Annotated in this window: 15 protein-coding genes, 1 rRNA gene and 1 riboswitch; of the genes, 1 reads left to right on the top strand and 15 read right to left on the bottom strand. The window is 45.1% G+C overall.

Annotation, left to right across the window (positions count from 1 at the left end; genetic code table 11):
* Nucleotides 1-289: 289 nt before the first annotated feature.
* The 14 genes from purD to ACFVSW_RS08515 all read right to left on the bottom strand — a co-directional run bounded on the left by purD (nucleotide 290) and on the right by ACFVSW_RS08515 (nucleotide 14,899).
* Nucleotides 290-1,561, bottom strand: coding sequence for a phosphoribosylamine--glycine ligase (gene purD / locus ACFVSW_RS08450; RefSeq protein WP_387314595.1), 1,272 nt, complete (start codon nucleotides 1,559-1,561; stop codon nucleotides 290-292).
* Between the two features lie 165 nt (nucleotides 1,562-1,726).
* Nucleotides 1,727-3,262: a bifunctional phosphoribosylaminoimidazolecarboxamide formyltransferase/IMP cyclohydrolase gene (purH, locus tag ACFVSW_RS08455; RefSeq protein WP_387314598.1), complete on the bottom strand. Its 1,536-nt coding sequence runs from the start codon at nucleotides 3,260-3,262 to the stop codon at nucleotides 1,727-1,729.
* Nucleotides 3,240-3,842, bottom strand: coding sequence for a phosphoribosylglycinamide formyltransferase (gene purN / locus ACFVSW_RS08460; RefSeq protein ID WP_387314600.1), 603 nt, complete (start codon nucleotides 3,840-3,842; stop codon nucleotides 3,240-3,242). Before purN ends, purH begins: the two co-directional genes overlap by 23 nt.
* Nucleotides 3,839-4,873, bottom strand: a complete 1,035-nt coding sequence (gene purM, locus ACFVSW_RS08465) for a phosphoribosylformylglycinamidine cyclo-ligase (protein ID WP_387314602.1) — start codon at nucleotides 4,871-4,873, stop codon at nucleotides 3,839-3,841. Before purM ends, purN begins: the two co-directional genes overlap by 4 nt.
* A gap of 5 nt (nucleotides 4,874-4,878) precedes the next feature.
* The gene (purF, locus tag ACFVSW_RS08470) at nucleotides 4,879-6,279 is read right to left on the bottom strand and encodes an amidophosphoribosyltransferase (protein ID WP_387314604.1); all 1,401 of its coding nucleotides are present in this window, start codon (nucleotides 6,277-6,279) and stop codon (nucleotides 4,879-4,881) included.
* Nucleotides 6,255-8,480, bottom strand: coding sequence for a phosphoribosylformylglycinamidine synthase subunit PurL (purL, locus tag ACFVSW_RS08475; protein ID WP_387314606.1), 2,226 nt, complete (start codon nucleotides 8,478-8,480; stop codon nucleotides 6,255-6,257). Before purL ends, purF begins: the two co-directional genes overlap by 25 nt.
* The gene (gene purQ, locus ACFVSW_RS08480; protein ID WP_387314609.1) at nucleotides 8,464-9,147 is read right to left on the bottom strand and encodes a phosphoribosylformylglycinamidine synthase subunit PurQ; all 684 of its coding nucleotides are present in this window, start codon (nucleotides 9,145-9,147) and stop codon (nucleotides 8,464-8,466) included. The genes purL and purQ overlap by 17 nt, the downstream gene beginning before the upstream one ends.
* Nucleotides 9,144-9,398 (bottom strand): phosphoribosylformylglycinamidine synthase subunit PurS, encoded by a 255-nt coding sequence (gene purS / locus ACFVSW_RS08485; protein ID WP_387314612.1) that lies wholly within the window; start codon nucleotides 9,396-9,398, stop codon nucleotides 9,144-9,146. Before purS ends, purQ begins: the two co-directional genes overlap by 4 nt.
* A complete protein-coding gene (gene purC / locus ACFVSW_RS08490; RefSeq protein ID WP_387314614.1) occupies nucleotides 9,391-10,104 on the bottom strand; it encodes a phosphoribosylaminoimidazolesuccinocarboxamide synthase in 714 nt (237 codons plus the stop codon). The genes purS and purC overlap by 8 nt, the downstream gene beginning before the upstream one ends.
* A 510-nt stretch (nucleotides 10,105-10,614) precedes the next feature.
* The gene (gene purB, locus ACFVSW_RS08495; protein WP_387314617.1) at nucleotides 10,615-11,913 is read right to left on the bottom strand and encodes an adenylosuccinate lyase; all 1,299 of its coding nucleotides are present in this window, start codon (nucleotides 11,911-11,913) and stop codon (nucleotides 10,615-10,617) included.
* A 3-nt stretch (nucleotides 11,914-11,916) separates the two neighbouring features.
* A complete protein-coding gene (gene purK / locus ACFVSW_RS08500; protein ID WP_387314619.1) occupies nucleotides 11,917-13,071 on the bottom strand; it encodes a 5-(carboxyamino)imidazole ribonucleotide synthase in 1,155 nt (384 codons plus the stop codon).
* Nucleotides 13,058-13,546, bottom strand: a complete 489-nt coding sequence (gene purE / locus ACFVSW_RS08505) for a 5-(carboxyamino)imidazole ribonucleotide mutase (RefSeq protein WP_387314621.1) — start codon at nucleotides 13,544-13,546, stop codon at nucleotides 13,058-13,060. The genes purK and purE overlap by 14 nt, the downstream gene beginning before the upstream one ends.
* Nucleotides 13,547-13,970: 424 nt before the next feature.
* A riboswitch (purine riboswitch) is annotated at nucleotides 13,971-14,072 on the bottom strand.
* Nucleotides 14,073-14,162: 90 nt separating this feature from the next.
* Complete coding sequence (locus ACFVSW_RS08510; RefSeq protein ID WP_387314623.1) at nucleotides 14,163-14,360, bottom strand: NETI motif-containing protein; 198 nt, start codon at nucleotides 14,358-14,360, stop codon at nucleotides 14,163-14,165.
* Nucleotides 14,357-14,899 (bottom strand): DUF2179 domain-containing protein, encoded by a 543-nt coding sequence (locus tag ACFVSW_RS08515; RefSeq protein ID WP_387314625.1) that lies wholly within the window; start codon nucleotides 14,897-14,899, stop codon nucleotides 14,357-14,359. Before ACFVSW_RS08515 ends, ACFVSW_RS08510 begins: the two co-directional genes overlap by 4 nt.
* Before the next feature lie 407 nt (nucleotides 14,900-15,306).
* Here ACFVSW_RS08515 and ACFVSW_RS08520 point away from each other — a divergent pair, with 407 nt between their 5' ends.
* Nucleotides 15,307-16,278 (top strand): translocation protein TolB, encoded by a 972-nt coding sequence (locus ACFVSW_RS08520; protein WP_387314627.1) that lies wholly within the window; start codon nucleotides 15,307-15,309, stop codon nucleotides 16,276-16,278.
* 862 nt (nucleotides 16,279-17,140) lie between these two features.
* Here the strand turns inward: ACFVSW_RS08520 and rrf are convergent.
* Nucleotides 17,141-17,244: ribosomal RNA gene (gene rrf / locus ACFVSW_RS08525) — 5S ribosomal RNA — on the bottom strand; the annotation flags it as partial.

Raw genomic sequence — 17,244 nt, forward strand, 5'->3', positions numbered from 1 at the left:
ACTATTGAAAAAACCGCTCTACCTGTCCTCATAAAGGGCTCATGAGGACAAAACCAGAGAAAAATCCGCTCTTTCTGTCCTCATGAAAGGCTCATGAGGACAAAAACAGGGAAAAAAACACTCATTCTGTCCTCATGAAGAGCTCATGAGGACAAAAACACTGAAATATTCGCTCTTTCTGTCCTCATGAAAGGCTCATAAGGACAAAAACAATGAAAAATTCGCTCTTTCTGTCCTCATGAAAAGCCCATGAGGAAATTACAATAAACCCTTTTTGCCATATTATCCTTTACCCTTGAACAGGTTGAATGGCTCTTACACCTATGTCTTTCCGATAAAAAACATCATCACAGGTTATTTTTCCTAGTTCGCGATAGACTTTTTCCTGTGCTTTAAACAAGCTCTCGCCCTTTGCCCCAACAAGAAGCACCCTGCCCCCGGCTGTAACAAACTCACCCGCTTCATTTTTGACCGTTCCTGCATGAAAAGTGACTACATCATCATTCATATCAGCTAATCCTGTTAGCACAGCACCTTTTTCGTAAACCTCCGGATACCCTTTTGCGGCCACCACAACGCCAACCATCATTTGGTCCTCCCAGCTTAATTCAGCGTGTCTTCCATCAAGTAACTCTAAAATTACTTGAACCAAATCGGACTTTAGCCTTGGTAAAATAACCTGTGTTTCCGGGTCGCCAAAGCGGGCGTTAAACTCGATGACTTTTGGAACTTCGCCTGTATCAATCAACCCGGCATATAAGATCCCGCAAAAGGTGCGGTTTTCCTGTACCATCGCATTTGCTGCGGGTATCAGGACGGTGTTGATGGCAGTCTGCACCGTTTCCGCACTAATCTGAGGGACTGGTGAATAAGCACCCATCCCCCCGGTATTCGGACCCTGGTCGCCATCATAGACCCGCTTATGATCCTGCGCGATTTCCAATGGCACAACGATTTCCCCATTCACAAATGCCATGAGCGAAAATTCCTCACCGCTTAAAAATTCCTCAATCACGACCTGGGAAGAAGCAGCACCAAACTTTTCACCTAAGAGCATTTCTTCCAAGGCTGACAATGCTTCCTCTTTTGTAAATGCCACGGTAACACCTTTACCGGCAGCTAACCCATCTGCCTTGATAACAATCGGCGCCCCTTTTTCTTCGACATATTTACGTGCTTCTTCATAAGAAGTAAAAACGGCATAATCACCCGTTGGAATGTGGTATTTACTCATCAATTCTTTGGCAAAAGACTTGCTTCCTTCAATCTCTGCTGCAGCTTTACGCGGACCGAACACCTTCAACCCAGCAGCTTCAAATTGATCAGCAAGTCCCTCCAAGAGAGGGACTTCCGGACCGATTATCGTTAAGCCTACTGCTTGATCTTTGGCAAATTGAATGAGCTGTTCGTGCTGTGACTCCTCGATTGGAACCAACTCCGCGACATTGGTCATCCCATCATTACCGGGTGCGACAAATACCTTTTCTACAATCGAGCTCTCGCTTACCTTTTGGCAGATGGCATGCTCTCTTCCGCCGCGGCCAATGATTAGTACCTTCACCGATCTCACCTCTTTTTATGTTTGGCTCTTTTCTAAAAGATTGATGCTTTTTATCAAGATAGATTCCGAATAGAGTCAGAAAACTACCTTATCGACAGTTGTGGGCGGCAAGTCGACAGTTGGAGCCCGCTCTCCGACAAAACACCAACGTGTAACAAACACAGCCTAATGTTTAAAATGCCTTACTCCCGTAAACACCATCGCAATTCCATATTCATCTGCTTTTTTAATCGAATCTTCGTCACGAATCGAGCCGCCCGGCTGAATAATCGCAGTAATCCCTGCCTGCGCCGCCGCTTCGACTGTATCGTCCATTGGAAAAAACGCATCAGAAGCGAGCGCGGCACCTTCGGCTTTTTTACCGGCCTGCTTTAAGGCAATTTCAGCGGCACCTACGCGGTTCATTTGCCCGGCGCCAATCCCTATAGTCATGTCTTCACTTGAAACAACGATGGCATTCGACTTCACATGCTTTACAACCTTCCAGCCCAGCTTTAATGCTTCCCACTCAGCAGCGGTCGGCTGTCGTTTTGTAGCGACTTTGATTTCGGCATCATCTATTGTGATCAGGTCTTGCTCCTGAACAAGCAATCCACCCTCAATCGAGGTCAGTTTCATCTCAGGTTTTTTCGCACCAGAAAACGGAATCGTTAACAGGCGCAGATTCTTTTTGCTTGTTAAAATCGCTAACGCTTTGTCCGAAAACGATGGCGCGATAATAATTTCAAGGAATATTTCATGAAGCTTGCCTGCCGTTTCTGCATCCACTTCACGGTTAAAGGCAATGATGCCGCCAAAAATGGAAATAGGATCGGCTGCAAACGCTTTGGTAAATGCATCAAACCCTGTTTTACCAGTACCGACACCACACGGGTTCATATGCTTAACTGCCACTGCCGCTGGTTCCGTAAACTCCTTAACAATTTGCAGTGCAGCGTCGGCATCATTAATATTATTGTAGGAAAGTTCTTTGCCGTGAAGCTGCTCAGCATAGGCAATTGAGAACGATGACCCTAAAGGCTTTTGATAAAAGGCTGCCTGCTGATGCGGATTTTCCCCGTAACGGAGGGTCTGCTTTAATTCATATGTAACCGTTAATTTTTCCGGGGTTGCTTCCTCGGCAAGGTTTGTCATGTAATCGGCAATGAGCGCATCATAGGCAGCAGTATGGCGGAACACTTTAGCGGCAAGCTTTACTCTCGTTTCTAGCTTCGTTTCACCTTCAGCTCTCAACTCCGCAATTACTGTTTCATAATCAGACGGGTCAACCACAACGGTGACATATTGATGATTTTTCGCAGAGGCACGGAGCATCGTTGGTCCGCCGATATCAATATTCTCAATCGCATCAGCAACCGTTACATCTGGCTTTTCAATCGTTTGCTGGAATGGGTACAGATTGACACAAACAAGCTGAATCGGCTCGATTCCATGTTGCTCAAGCTGCTTTTGATGTTCTACATCGTCCTGTTTTGCTAATAAACCGCCATGAATAAACGGATTTAACGTTTTAACCCGTCCCTCGAGAATTTCCGGGAAGCCGGTAACATCACTAACGCCCAAAACAGGGATTCCCTGCTCTTGCAGGATTTTTTTCGTTCCGCCGGTAGAGATGATTTCGAAGCCAAGGCTAACGAGCTCTTTTGCAAACTCGCTCACTCCCCTTTTATCAGAAACACTAATAAGCACGCGTTTTTTCATCTTGCTCAACCTCTCCTTTTGTCAACAGCATTTGTAGTATCTCGGGATACAACTTGTGTTCACTGACCTGTATTTTTCGTTGCAGGCTTTCTTGTGTATCCTCTTTGGCAATCCGTACGCGCTCCTGGACAATGATAGGGCCTGTGTCCATGCCTTCATCGACAAAATGAATCGTTACACCGCTCCATTTCGCATTGGCTGCCAATGCCTGGCCAATGGCATCTTTACCCGGAAAAGCGGGAAGCAGCGAAGGATGAATATTGACGATTCTCCCTTCATATTCCTTAAGCAGTGTCGGTCCAATCAAGCGCATATATCCGGCCAGCACAATTAAATCAACCTTATTATCTTTTAGCAGCATGGCTATTTCCGCTTCGTAGTCTGCTTTACTTGGATAGTCCTTTGGGAAAAAAACAAAAGATGGGATGCTTGCCGCATCAGCTCTTTCAACGACATACGCTCCTGGTTTATCGCAAACCAGCAACGAAATATTCGCGTCCAGGTCTCCTGCTTGAACCGCGTCAAGGATTGCCTGAAAATTACTTCCGCTTCCCGATGCAAATACAGCAATATTTTTCATCGCCTGCCCCCGAAGCCTTTGATGTTCAACCCTGCTTGATCTGTCACGATGCCCAGTTCATACGCCGTTTCACCAACCTGGCGGAAATGCTCTAGCAAATCTGGCGCATCTTTTTTGTCAACGGCAACGACCATGCCGACTCCCATGTTAAAAATATTATACATTTCTCGATAATCGATTTGTCCAACCTCAGAAATTAATTTAAACACGGAGGGAATATGCCAGTTTTTCTCATTCAGCTCTGCCCCAAGTCCAGCAGGGAGCATCCGCGGAATATTTTCAATAAAACCACCGCCGGTAATATGAGCCATCCCTTTAATTTTGAATTTTTTCAATGCAGACAAAATCGGCTTCACATAGATTTTCGTCGGCTTGAGTAATTCTTCGCCTAATGTACAGCCGAGTACATCAACAAACTCGATTAACGACCAATTGTTAAATACCTTTCTGACAAGCGAGTAGCCATTGCTGTGAATGCCGCTTGAAGCGAGGCCGATCAGTACGTCACCTGGTGCGATGGTTTCGCCGGTAATTAACGCCGGTTTTTCACACGCGCCAACTGAAAATCCGGCAAGGTCGTACTCATCCTCCCGATAGAGCCCCGGCATCTCTGCTGTTTCCCCGCCAATTAAGGCACAGCCCGCCTGCTCGCAGCCATCAGCAATCCCCTTGACAATCGCCTCAATTTTTTCAGGAATCGCTTTGCCGCACGCAATATAATCTAAAAAGTACAGCGGCTCCGCCCCTTGAACGACGATATCATTAACACACATCGCGACCGCATCAATGCCGATGGTGTCGTGACGATCCATCATGAAGGCAATCATCAATTTCGTGCCCACGCCATCGGTGCCTGACACCAAAACCGGCTCCTTTAATCCGAGTGTGGATAGGTCAAACATGCCGCCGAAACCGCCGAGACTACCTAAGACGCCGGTCCTCGCTGTTCGCTGCACATGCTTTTTCATTCGCGCAACCGCTTCATAGCCTGCTTCGATATTTACACCCGCTTGTTTATACGCATTTGCCATGACCATTACCCCTTTTGATAGTAATATTGAAGCGTGTCTGGATAGATTTCGGTTGGATAATTTCCGGTAAAGCAGCCAAGGCAATAGCCACTGTTCTGCCCAAGTGCTTCGACCATGCCCTCTACGCTTAAAAACGTTAACGAATCAGCACCAATCAGTTCGCGGATTTCCTCTACCGACTTATCGGAAGCAATCAGTTCTTCCTTCGAAGATGTATCAATCCCGTAAAAACATGGATTTTTTATCGGCGGCGAACTGATGACAACATGCACTTCTGTCGCTCCTGCCTCTTTTAAAAGCGAAACAATTCTTCTGCTTGTCGTTCCGCGCACGATGGAGTCGTCAACCATGATAACGCGCTTCCCTTCAACAACACCGCGCACCGGTGACAGCTTCAATTTTACCCCTTGCTCACGTAAAGACTGTGATGGCTGGATAAAGGTTCTGCCGACATAACGATTTTTGATTAACCCCATTTCATACGGAATCCCCGCTGCTTCAGCATAGCCAATCGCTGCGGAAATACTGGAATCCGGCACTCCTGTCACCACATCTGCATCAATCGGAGCTTCGACCGCCAACCTTTTCCCTAAGTTTTTACGGGCAGTATGGACATTGATGCCTTGGATATTACTATCTGGTCTTGAAAAATAAACATACTCCATCATACAAATCGCTTTTGTCGTACTCATCGCAAAGCGCTCGGATGTGAGTCCATCTTCGTTTATTAATAATAGTTCTCCTGGCATAATATCGCGGATATATTCAGCACCGACCAAATCAAAGGCGCACGTTTCCGAAGCGACCACATAAGCATCCCCAATACAGCCAAGTGAAAGCGGCCTTAAACCATGCGGATCGAGCGCCACCATTAGCTCTGTTTCGGTCATGATTAAATAGGCATAGGCACCTTTTAACATCGAAAGCGCATTTTTAACGCGGTCATTCATCTGTAGGAAGCCGCCTCTTCTAATAAGATGGGCCAATACTTCTGTATCAGAGCTTGTTTGAAAAATACTCCCCTGCGTTTCAAGCTGATGTTTCAACGAATTCGCATTAACAAGGTTGCCATTATGAGCAAGCGCTAAACTGCCGCTTTGCGAATGGAATAACAGCGGCTGGACGTTCTCATAACCGCCGCCCCCTGCAGTCGCATAACGGACATGACCAATAGCAGCCGTACCCGTTAATTCCGCCATTGCCTCTGCGGTAAAAATCTCAGACACAAGCCCTTCGCCTTTGAACCCTTTCAGCGTTTTGCCATCGGAAACGACGATACCGGTTCCTTCCTGGCCGCGATGCTGCAGGCTGTGGAGCCCATAATAGGTTAATTGCGCAGCATCCGGATGTCCAAAAACACCAAAGATTCCGCACTCTTCATTTAATCCCTTGATTTCAGCAAGCATGGGATCGCCCCTTTCCAGGCAGCATTTAATTCATTTATTGAAGCTTCAAGTATAGGCTCGCTTTTTGTTAAAACTCGTAATGTTGCCGAATCATTCACTTCACCGATAAGGGCTGCGTCTACTAGACTTTCAAACTCCGCTTGATGTTCTTTTTTAACGGATAAAAGAAAACGAGATTGGCTTTCGCTGAATAATGCCGATACCGAATTTCCTGTGATGAACACTTCAGCACCCAATGTATCGCTGCTGAACAAACATTCTGCCAGTGCAACCGCTAAGCCGCCTTCTGACAGGTCATGGGCAGACCGAACGAATCCTGAACGAATCGCAGCTAGAACTTGTTCTTGTCTTTCTTTTTCGATTTCAATATTTAATTCCGGTGCTTTTCCGGAAATGCTTCCATTCAATAGCTTTTGCAGCTCACTGCCGCCAAATTCCGGTTTTGTTTCTCCAACTAGATAGATCAGGTCGCCGCTGTTTTTAAAATATTGCGTTGTAATATGGTCGAGATCTGTTACTAATCCAACCATGCCAATCACCGGTGTTGGATAGATTGCGGTGCCGCTTGTTTCGTTATACAATGACACGTTTCCGCCGATGACAGGTGTCTCGAGAACACGGCATGCTTCACTGATGCCGTCGGCTGCTTTTTCAATTTGCCAGAATACCTCTGGCTTTTCAGGATTCCCGAAATTTAAGTTATCGGTCACGGCTAACGGCACGGCGCCGGAGCAAATGATGTTGCGGGCAGCTTCGGCAACAGCAATTTTTCCGCCGGTTTCCGGATCCAAGTAAACATAGCGGGAGTTACAATCGGTCGTCATCGCCAGTGCCTTGCGGGTGCCGCGAATTCTTAGCACCGCAGCATCGGAACCCGGAGAGACTACGGTATTGGTGCGGACCATGTGGTCGTATTGCTCATATACCCATTCCTTGCTTGCAACTGTCGGCTGGCTCAAAATTTTTACGAGCGTTTCTTTCAAATCATCGACTTGCGGGATTTCCTGATCCATTGCCTGGAATTCTTGAAAATAGGATGGTTCTTGTGACGGCTTATGATACACAGGTGCTTCCTCGGCTAAGGCGTCCACCGGTACCTCAGCGACCGTTTCCCCTTTATGGATGAGGCGAAGCTTTTTATCATCGGTTACCGTTCCGATTGCTACTGCTTCTAAATCGTATTTTTCAAAAAGCTCCCCGATTTCCGCTTCGCGGCCTTTCTTGACAACAATAAGCATCCGCTCCTGTGATTCTGACAGCATCATTTCATAGGCGCTCATTCCAGTTTCCCGCTGAGGCACAAGGTCTAAATTCATTTCAATGCCCATTCCCGCCTTGCTCGCCATTTCTGCAGAGGAGCTTGTCAGACCGGCTGCCCCCATGTCTTGAATTCCGACAAGCGCATCGGATTGAATCAGCTCCAAGCAGGCCTCGAGGAGTAATTTTTCCATAAATGGGTCACCAACTTGAACAGCTGGGCGTTTCTCATCTGATTGTTCGGTTAATTCTTCTGAGGCAAAAGTGGCGCCATGAATTCCGTCACGGCCCGTCTTCGCCCCGACATACATCACCATATTGCCGACGCCATGCGCCTGGCCCTTTTGGATATCCTTATGATCAATGAGACCGACACACATCGCATTTACGAGCGGATTTCCTTCATAGGACGGTTCAAACTGAATTTCGCCACCGACAGTTGGAATGCCAATACAGTTGCCATACCCTGCGATTCCAGCGACGACTTCTTTAAATAAGTAGCGGACTCTAGCAGAATCAAGCTCGCCAAAGCGAAGCGAGTTTAATAGAGCGATCGGGCGGGCACCCATCGAAAAAACATCGCGGATAATTCCGCCGACACCTGTTGCCGCTCCTTGATACGGTTCAATCGCTGATGGATGGTTGTGGCTTTCAATTTTAAAAACAACCGCCTGACCGTCGCCGATATCGACAATCCCAGCGCCTTCACCAGGGCCTTGGAGGACTCTTTCACCGGTTGTTGGGAATTTTTTTAAGACTGGTTTAGAATTTTTGTAGCTGCAGTGCTCCGACCACATCACCGAAAATAGTCCTGTTTCGGTATAGTTAGGGGTACGGCCAAGGATCGTTTCAATCATTGTAAATTCTTCATCTGACAAACCCATTTGCTGATATAGTTTTTCTGCTTTAATTTGGTTAGGATTTGGTTCAAGCGTTAACAACATGTGCTTCCCTCCAAGCTTTCACAATCGATTGAAACAATTTAAGTCCGTCCGCGCTTCCAAGCAGTTCATCGACTGCTCTTTCAGGATGGGGCATCATCCCAAGAACATTGCCTTTTTCATTTGTGATACCGGCAATATCAGCAAGGCTGCCGTTCGGATTTTCCTGATAGGTGAACACGATTTGGTTATTGGCTTTTAGTTGTGCAAGTGTTTCTTCGTCGCAATAGTAATTTCCTTCGCCATGAGCGACAGGGATGGTAATCGTTTGTCCTTGTTCGTATTCGGCAGTAAAGATCGTTCGGTTGGTTTCTACCCTTAGTTCGACAGGTTTGCATATAAAGGAGAGGCTTTCATTCCGCCGCATCGCACCTGGCAGCAACCCTGCTTCTAAGAGGATTTGAAATCCGTTGCACACGCCAAGGACAGGCTTGCCAGCGTCTGCTGCTTTGACTACTTCCTTCATCACTTTGCTAAAGCGGGCAATGGCGCCGGTGCGGAGGTAATCTCCATAGGAAAACCCACCTGGGAGGAGGATTCCGTCATATTCGGCTAAGCTTTCCGTATCGTGCCAAACATATTCGACCTCTTCACCAAGTTCATCTTGAATCGCATGAAACATATCGACATCACAGTTCGAGCCTGGAAAAACAATTACCGCGAACTTCACTTGGTTACACACTCCTCTACTTCGTAACGGTAGTCCTCGATCACCGGATTGGCCAGGAGGCTTGTGCAAATTTCATTAATGACCTCATCGATATTGCGCTCAGATTTTTCCACGGTTAATTCCATATATTTGCCGATGCGGACATCGGTTACTTCCTTGTAGTTTAAAGCATTTAGTGATTGAGTTACGGCCTTACCTTGCGGGTCTAGTACACTTTCTCTTAATGTGACAAATACCTTTACCTTATACATGGTGGTGACCTCCAAGTCTTGTTAAAATCGTTTCATAGGCTTCGGTTAAGCTGCCTAAATCACGGCGGAATACATCCTTATCGAGCTTTTCATTTGTCTGTTGATCCCATAGGCGGCATGTGTCCGGAGAAATTTCGTCGGCCAATAAAATGTGCTCCTCTGCGTCTTTGCCAAACTCGAGTTTAAAGTCGATGAGACGAATGCCAAGTTCATTAAAAAAGCTTGATAAAACTGTATTGATTTGCAGTGCTTTCTCTCGTAAAATTCTTGTTTCCTCAGTGGTTGCTATATTTAGTTCTAGGATGTGGTCAACGGTTACGAGCGGGTCCCCGAGATCGTCATTCTTTAGGTAGAACTCAACGAGAGGGGCTGCTAGCAGTTTACCCTCTTCGATTCCCAATCGTGTGGTGAGGCTTCCCGCCGCGACATTGCGAACGACTACTTCTAGGGGAATAATGGTAACTTTCTTTACCAGCTGCTCGGTGTCGGAAATTTTTTTGATAAAGTGTGATGGGATTCCGTGTTCTTTTAATTTTAAAAATAACAAACTAGTAATCTCGTTATTTAGACGGCCCTTCCCAGTGATCGTTTCCTTTTTTTGCCCATTGAAGGCGGTCGCTGAATCCTTGTATTCGACTAACACGGTGTGCGCATCGTCTGTCTTGTAAATCCGTTTTGCTTTTCCTTCATATAGCAGTTCCTTCATCGTGGGACACTCCTTATTTCGCAATATTGGGAATCTTCAGTCTAGAAGAGAGGGCAAAATACACCTGTTGCTGCCCCAATTCTTTTGTTCGGCTTTTTTCATTTACCGTGGAAGCTACTTTTTCCTCTTTTCGGTTAATGAAAGGCTCTTTCATTTACCGCGGGAGCTGCTTTTTCATCTTTTCGGTTAATGAAACGCTCTTTCATTTACCGGAGAGGCTACTTTTTCCCCTTTTCGGTTAATGAAACGCTCTTTCATTTACCGTGGAAGATGCTTTTTTTCATTTCGGTAAATGAAAAATTCCTTCATTTACCGCGGAGGCTACTTTTTCTCCTTTTCGGTCATTGAAACGCTCTTTCATTTACCGTAAAGGTTACTTTTTCCCCTTTTCGGTCACATAGAACCTCTCTACGTGACCGGGCAACCACTTTTTCCTCACTTCCGGTCACATAGAACCTCTCTATGTGACCATAATCCCAATCTTATACAAGTATCGGGCACTTAGCCCCTTTACCCATTCAATCCTAATCGATCAAAAATAGTATTAACATGCTGCAGGTGATAGTTGTAATCAAAACAATCGTCAATCTCTTCGCCAGAGAGCAATGAGGTAATTTTTCCTTCTGCCTCGATTAAGCCGCGGAATGGAACTTGCTGCTCCCACGCCTCCATTGCTTTCGGCTGGACCGTGTCATAGGCTTCCTCACGGGATAATCCCTTATCAATCAAAGCCAGCAGCACGCGCTGGGAATAAATTAAACCAAGCGTGCGGTCCATGTTGCGCTTCATATTCTCCGGATAGACAGTTAAATTTTTCACAATTCCACCGAAGCGATTTAGCATATAATTCAAAGCAATCGTCGAATCCGGCAGAATAATTCGTTCCGCTGAAGAATGGGAAATATCCCGTTCATGCCAAAGTGGCACATTTTCATAAGCGGTCATCATATAGCCGCGGATCACGCGGGCAAGCCCTGTCATATTTTCCGAGCCAATCGGATTGCGTTTATGCGGCATCGCCGACGAACCCTTTTGCCCTTTTGCAAAAAACTCCTCGACCTCACGCGTTTCACTCTTTTGCAGTCCGCGAACCTCAACGGCAAATTTTTCAATCGAAGTCGCAATCAACGCAAGCACGGATAAATAGTGTGCATGGCGGTCGCGCTGCAATGTCTGGGTGGAAATTGGCGCTCGGCCAAGACCCAAGTTTTCACAAACATACTGTTCGACAAATGGATCGATATTAGCATACGTTCCAACCGCACCGGAAATCTTCCCAAACTCGACACCTGCAGCCGCCTGCTTAAAACGCTCAAGATTACGTTTCATTTCCTCATACCAAAGAGCAAGCTTCAAGCCAAAAGTCGTCGGTTCCGCATGGACGCCATGCGTCCTCCCCATCATCACCGTAAATTTATGTTCAATCGCTTTGTTTCTTAAAATCTCAATAAAATTTTCCAAGTCTTTCACTAAAATCGCGTTAGCCTGCTTCAAAACATATGAAAGTGCTGTATCCACCACATCTGTAGAAGTTAAGCCGTAATGGACCCACTTCCGCTCCTCGCCCAGCGTTTCAGAAACCGCGCGGGTAAAAGCAACGACATCATGCCTTGTTTCTTCCTCTATCTCTTTGATACGCTCAATGTTAAAAGAAGCATTTTCCCGAAGCTTACGGACATCCTCTTTTGGAATTTCCCCTAATTCTGCCCATGCTTCGCAAGCAAGGATTTCCACCTCAAGCCAGGCATTAAAGCGGTTCTCCTCTGTCCAAATGGCTCCCATTTCAGGTCTAGTATAACGATCAATCATGATTTATCCTCCGATCTTTTCCTTCACTGTCTTCCAAATGCTGCACCCTTCAATCTCAGCAAGGGCCTCTTCTACATTATCACGCAAAATGGTGACATGCCCCATTTTCCGCTTCGTTTTCGGTTCTTTTTTTCCATACAAATGAATCTTCCAGTCCTTCATCTTCGGTATTTCCGCATGTAAATTTTCCAGATGCTCTCCCAATAGGTTGACCATAACTGCCGGTTTTAATAGCTCCGTACTTCCAAATGGCCAGTTGGAAACAGCGCGGATATGCTGTTCAAACTGCGACGTCGCACAGGCTTCTATTGAAAAATGCCCGGAATTATGCGGTCTTGGCGCTACTTCATTGATATAAATCGCCCCATCGCTGGTCACAAACATCTCTACCGCAAGCGTCCCGACTACTCCCAGCGAAACAGCGAGCTGCTGCGCTCTTTGAATGGCCTTTGTCTTTACAGCTTCCGAAATTCGCGCTGGAACAATCGTTATATGTAAAATGTTTTCTTCATGAATATTTTCGGCAATTGGAAAAATAGCTGTCTCCCCATTCAGCCCTCGCGTCACGATAACAGATATTTCTTTTTCAAACGGAATCCATTTTTCCAACACACAACTTCCATGGTTGAGTAGCTCCCCTGCTTTGCCTAAATCATCGGCATTTTTAATCACAAGCTGCCCCTTGCCATCATAGCCGCCTTTTGACGTTTTCAATACGGCTGGAAAGCCAATCGCCTCTATTTTTAAAAATAAATCCTCAGAACTGCCGATGATTTCATAAGGTGCGACCTCAATCCCTGCCTGCCGAATCGCTGCCTTTTCTTTGATTCGATCCTGTGTGATCGTCAATAGCTCTTTCCCTTGAGGCACATAGGCCTGATCGCACAGCCACCCTAACGTCTCGGCATCAATATTTTCAAATTCGTAGGTAATGACATCACTAATTTCAGCTAAGCGGCGAATGGCGTCACGATCATGATAGGCGCCAATCACCTCAACATCAGCCACCTGGCCGCACGGGGAGTCAGCCGCTGGTTCTAACACTGCAATCCGAAACCCCTGTGCCTTGGCCGCTAACGCCATCATCCGTCCGAGCTGGCCGCCGCCGATAATGCCGATCGTTGCTCCTGGAAAAATCGTCTTGTTAGACAAGCTCATCACTACTTTCTAGCACTTCATTTCTTGTTGTTTCTCTTCTTTCTTCTAGCTTTCTCGCTAACTCGGCATCTTCTGTTGCTAAAATTTGTGCCGCTAAGAGGCCTGCGTTTGTCGCTCCTGCTTTTCCAATCGCAACTGTCGCCACCGGAACACCGCCGGGCATTTGCACAATCGACAACAACGAATCGAGTCCATTTAAGGCCTGTGATTGAACGGGAACTCCAATGACCGGCAGAGTCGTTTGTGCAGCTACCATACCAGGAAGATGGGCCGCGCCGCCCGCGCCGGCAATGATCACCTTTAACCCCTGTCCTCTTGCTTCTTTTGCATATGTAAACATCAAATCAGGTGTCCGATGGGCGGAAACCACCTTTTTTTCAAAAGGAATCCCGAATTGTTCAAGAATCTCACAAGCATGTTTCATCGTATCCCAATCTGACTTACTTCCCATGATCACTCCAACTAAGTTCGCCATTCCTTCTCCCCCTGTTCACGGATAAATTATTCTCGGATAACAGCCCGTTTCTCTCGGATAGCCTTGCTTTTCTCTCGGATAGCAGCCCGTTTCTCTCAGATAGACTAGCTTTATTCTCGGATAACAGCCCGTTTCTCTCGGATAGACTTGCTTTACTCTCGGATATCAGCCCGTTTCTCTCGGATAGACTTGCTTTACTCTCGGATAACAGCCCGTTTCTCTCGGATAGACTTGCTTCTCTCTCGGATAGCAGCTCGTTTCTCTCGGATAGACTAGTCTTTCTCTCGAATGACTGTCCGTTTTTCTCGTTTCCGCTAGGTCAACAATAAAAAGCCCGGCGCAAACAGCATCTCAGAAAGAGAAAGCCATTTGTCCGGGCATAAATAAGGTAACACAAAGAGCGCGGGGCCCTGTATCGCTGCCGAACCTATTGACTTTCCCTCATAGTCCAATAATTTACGGTTATTGGGTAGAAACTTATGGGCCATATTCCCATGGATATACGAGGGTAAAGGTAAATTGTTTTATCAACTAAATTTATCATACCAATCAATTCATTATACTGTCAACAATTAAATCGAACGTTAATTTTAAAAACAAAGATAACGTTCGTGTTTTACTCAATTAACTTTGCTTCAAAGACAATTTGGCGGCCAACTGGCTCGTAAATGGTTTCGCCGCCCTTTTTAATTTCTTGAAAAATTGGTCTTTCTGTTCGGCGGACAGGGAGATAACCTTCTTGCTTCATTCTATTCAGGCAATCCTCAATACTTTCATTCTCCGCCACTTCAAATTGCATCTTCTTTTTACTCATGAAAATAGCTTCCCTCTTTTCACTGATTTCACCCAGAAGCCACCGTGAATCGATTTTGGTTCATACGAAATAATGAATGCCTTCGGGTCTAACGTTTTAATCGTCTCGTATAGTTTTAACTCAAATTTTCGTGGTGTAAGGATTTGCATCGCCATTCGATTTCCTTCCAGCCCATGTGCAGACCAGTCGGTAACACCATAGCCTTTCTCCCTCAATAATTTTGGCATATTCTTATCGTTTTCTGATGTAATCACATTGACCGTAATATACCCTAATGCCAGCTTTTCCTCAATTTTCATTCCGACAATGACCCCGATGCCATAGCCAACCGCATAGGCCACTAAATTTTGAATTTGATTAAGGTTATTTAAGACAAGCCCGAGGCCAAGAACATAGATAACCACTTCAATCATACTAAGGGAAGCTGCCAGATAGCGCTGACCCTTTAAAGTTAATATCATTCTTATCGTAAAAAAAGAAACATAGACGATATTTATGATTAGGATAATCGCAACCATGATAAAACTATTTTCTAACATAATGAGCCCCTCCCTAATTAATTTTGCTTCCTTCACTTTAGCACATTATTATTTTAAAACCTCAAGATTTATTTTTATTTGTGCAAAATAATATAAAGCTGAAAATATGTGAGGTGCTTTATTTGATTAAAAAAATATTCCTTTCGATTTCCCTATTCCTACTATTTATACCCGTTCAACCAGTCGCTCAAGCAGATCCATTACCAAAAATGAAAGCCGCTTTTATTAGAAACGATGATTTGTGGATCAAAACTGACAATAGGGAAAACAGAATTACAAATGGAGAGTATATAAGGTACCCTAAATGGTCACATGATGGTAATTGGATTGCTTACCTTAAAAGTAGAAAGAGTAGTTTTCACAATGGGGAACTCTGGCTATATAATTTGAAAATGGAGAAGCACTTCATGGTGAAAGAAGGGGTAACTAACAATTTTCAATGGGCGCCTGGGCAAAATAAAATGGGTTTCCTTGTTAATCAGGATTTATTTGTTCTAAATACTGAGCCATCTAAGCATTTCCTTGTAACACAAATAACAAAAGATATCACGAATTTTTCCTGGCTTCCTAATAGCAGCGGCTTTTTAACATCTGCAAAGGAAAATAAACAACTAAATTCTGATATTATATTATCAAAAATTTTGCTCCGATCGGATCGGCAAAAACCAGTTTTCAAACATTTTTACACAGTGCCAGTCGGAGAAAATGAAATCGTTGTAGGCAGCAGCCAGTTTAAATGGTCCCACGATCATAAGTGGATTAGCTTTATATTAAACCCATCCGCATCTATTTCTGCTGATAGCAATACACTTTGTTTGGTCACAGATGATGGAAAGTATTTTCAACGCGTTGATGAAATGTTAGATTATTTGGAATGGCTTCAATGGGCGCCGACTAAAAGCTTTATTGGATATATCGGGGGATTTGGAAGGGAAGCAAATATAAATAAACAATTAAAGCTGGTTAGTGTTCCTTCCTTTCAAAATGAAATTTTAACACCAAAAGGGTATGTCGACCGGGATTTATTTTGGAAAAATGACAGTACAATCTACGTGTCCCGTTCTAAAGAAATCAAACAAGCGGACCTGGATAAAAGACCATTACCAAGCCTTTATGAAATTGATATCTCGACGTTTAAGAATAAGCAACTAACCAATCCTACAAAAAATGAAGGTGACTTTGCACCGCAATTTTTTCATAGTCAGCTTCTTTGGGTAAGAACGGATACACAGACTGCCAATTTATTCGTTTCTCGAACAGATAATATGAAGGAAATAGCGTGGATAAAAAATCTTACAGTTGCAAGCGCGTATTATTCAAAGTGGAATTGGGAGGAGGTATTTAGTTTATATCGAGGTCAATCCTCTAATCATTACTAATTGGGTACTTATTGTTATGCTTTTGCGGGATGTGCTCTTATATGCTTTATTGGATACCTTTTTGTTGGTTTTTTCAGCGGGACGTGCTCCAATAAGCTCTATTGGATACCTTTTCCTCGGATTTTTCGGCGGGGCTGGCTCCAATAAGCTCTATTGGATACCTTTTTCTCGGATTTTCCGGTGGGGCGGGCTCCAATAAGCTCTATTGGATACCTTTTCCTTGGATTTTTCGGCGGGGCGGGCTCCAATAAGCTCTATTGGATACCTTTTTATTGGTTTTTTCAGCGGGGCGGGCTCCAATAAGCTCTATTGGATACCTTTTTCTCGGATTTTCCGGTGGGGCGGGCTCCAATAAGCTGAGAACCGCCCTCTGTGACCGAGAGATAGCTTTTTGACTCTTTTCGGGCACTGAGAACCGCCCTCTGTGACCGGGAGACATCTTTTTGACTCTTTCCGGGCACTGAGAAACGGGCTCTGTGACCGGGAGACAGCTTTTTGACTCTTTTCGGGCACTGAGAAACGCCTATTGGATACCTATTTCTCGGATTTTTCCTCGGAACGGTAACCAATAACCTTAATTGGTTACCACTTTCGCTTTTTTTCCGGCGTTTAGGTAACCAATAGCCCTCATTGGATAACACTTTCACATTTTTCCGGCGTATCGGTAACCACTAGCCCTCATCGGTTACCACTTTCGCCTTTTTCCCTGCGTTTCGGCAACCAATAGTCCTCATTGGTTATCACTTCATAGCTCTTTTTTTCCTCTACGGGCACTATAACTGCGAATCAATGGAAATTATCAAAATTCACCATGTAAAAAAGAGAACGCAAAAAGACAACCCTTCTGGGTTGTCCTAGATTTGCCTGGCAACGTCCTACTCTCACAGGGGCGCCTGCCCCAACTACCATCGGCGCTGAGAAGCTTAACTTCCGTGTTCGGTATGGGAACGGGTGTGACCTTCTCGC

The organism is Neobacillus sp. NPDC058068, assembly GCF_042885335.1.
Lineage (GTDB): Bacteria > Bacillota > Bacilli > Bacillales > Cytobacillaceae > Neobacillus.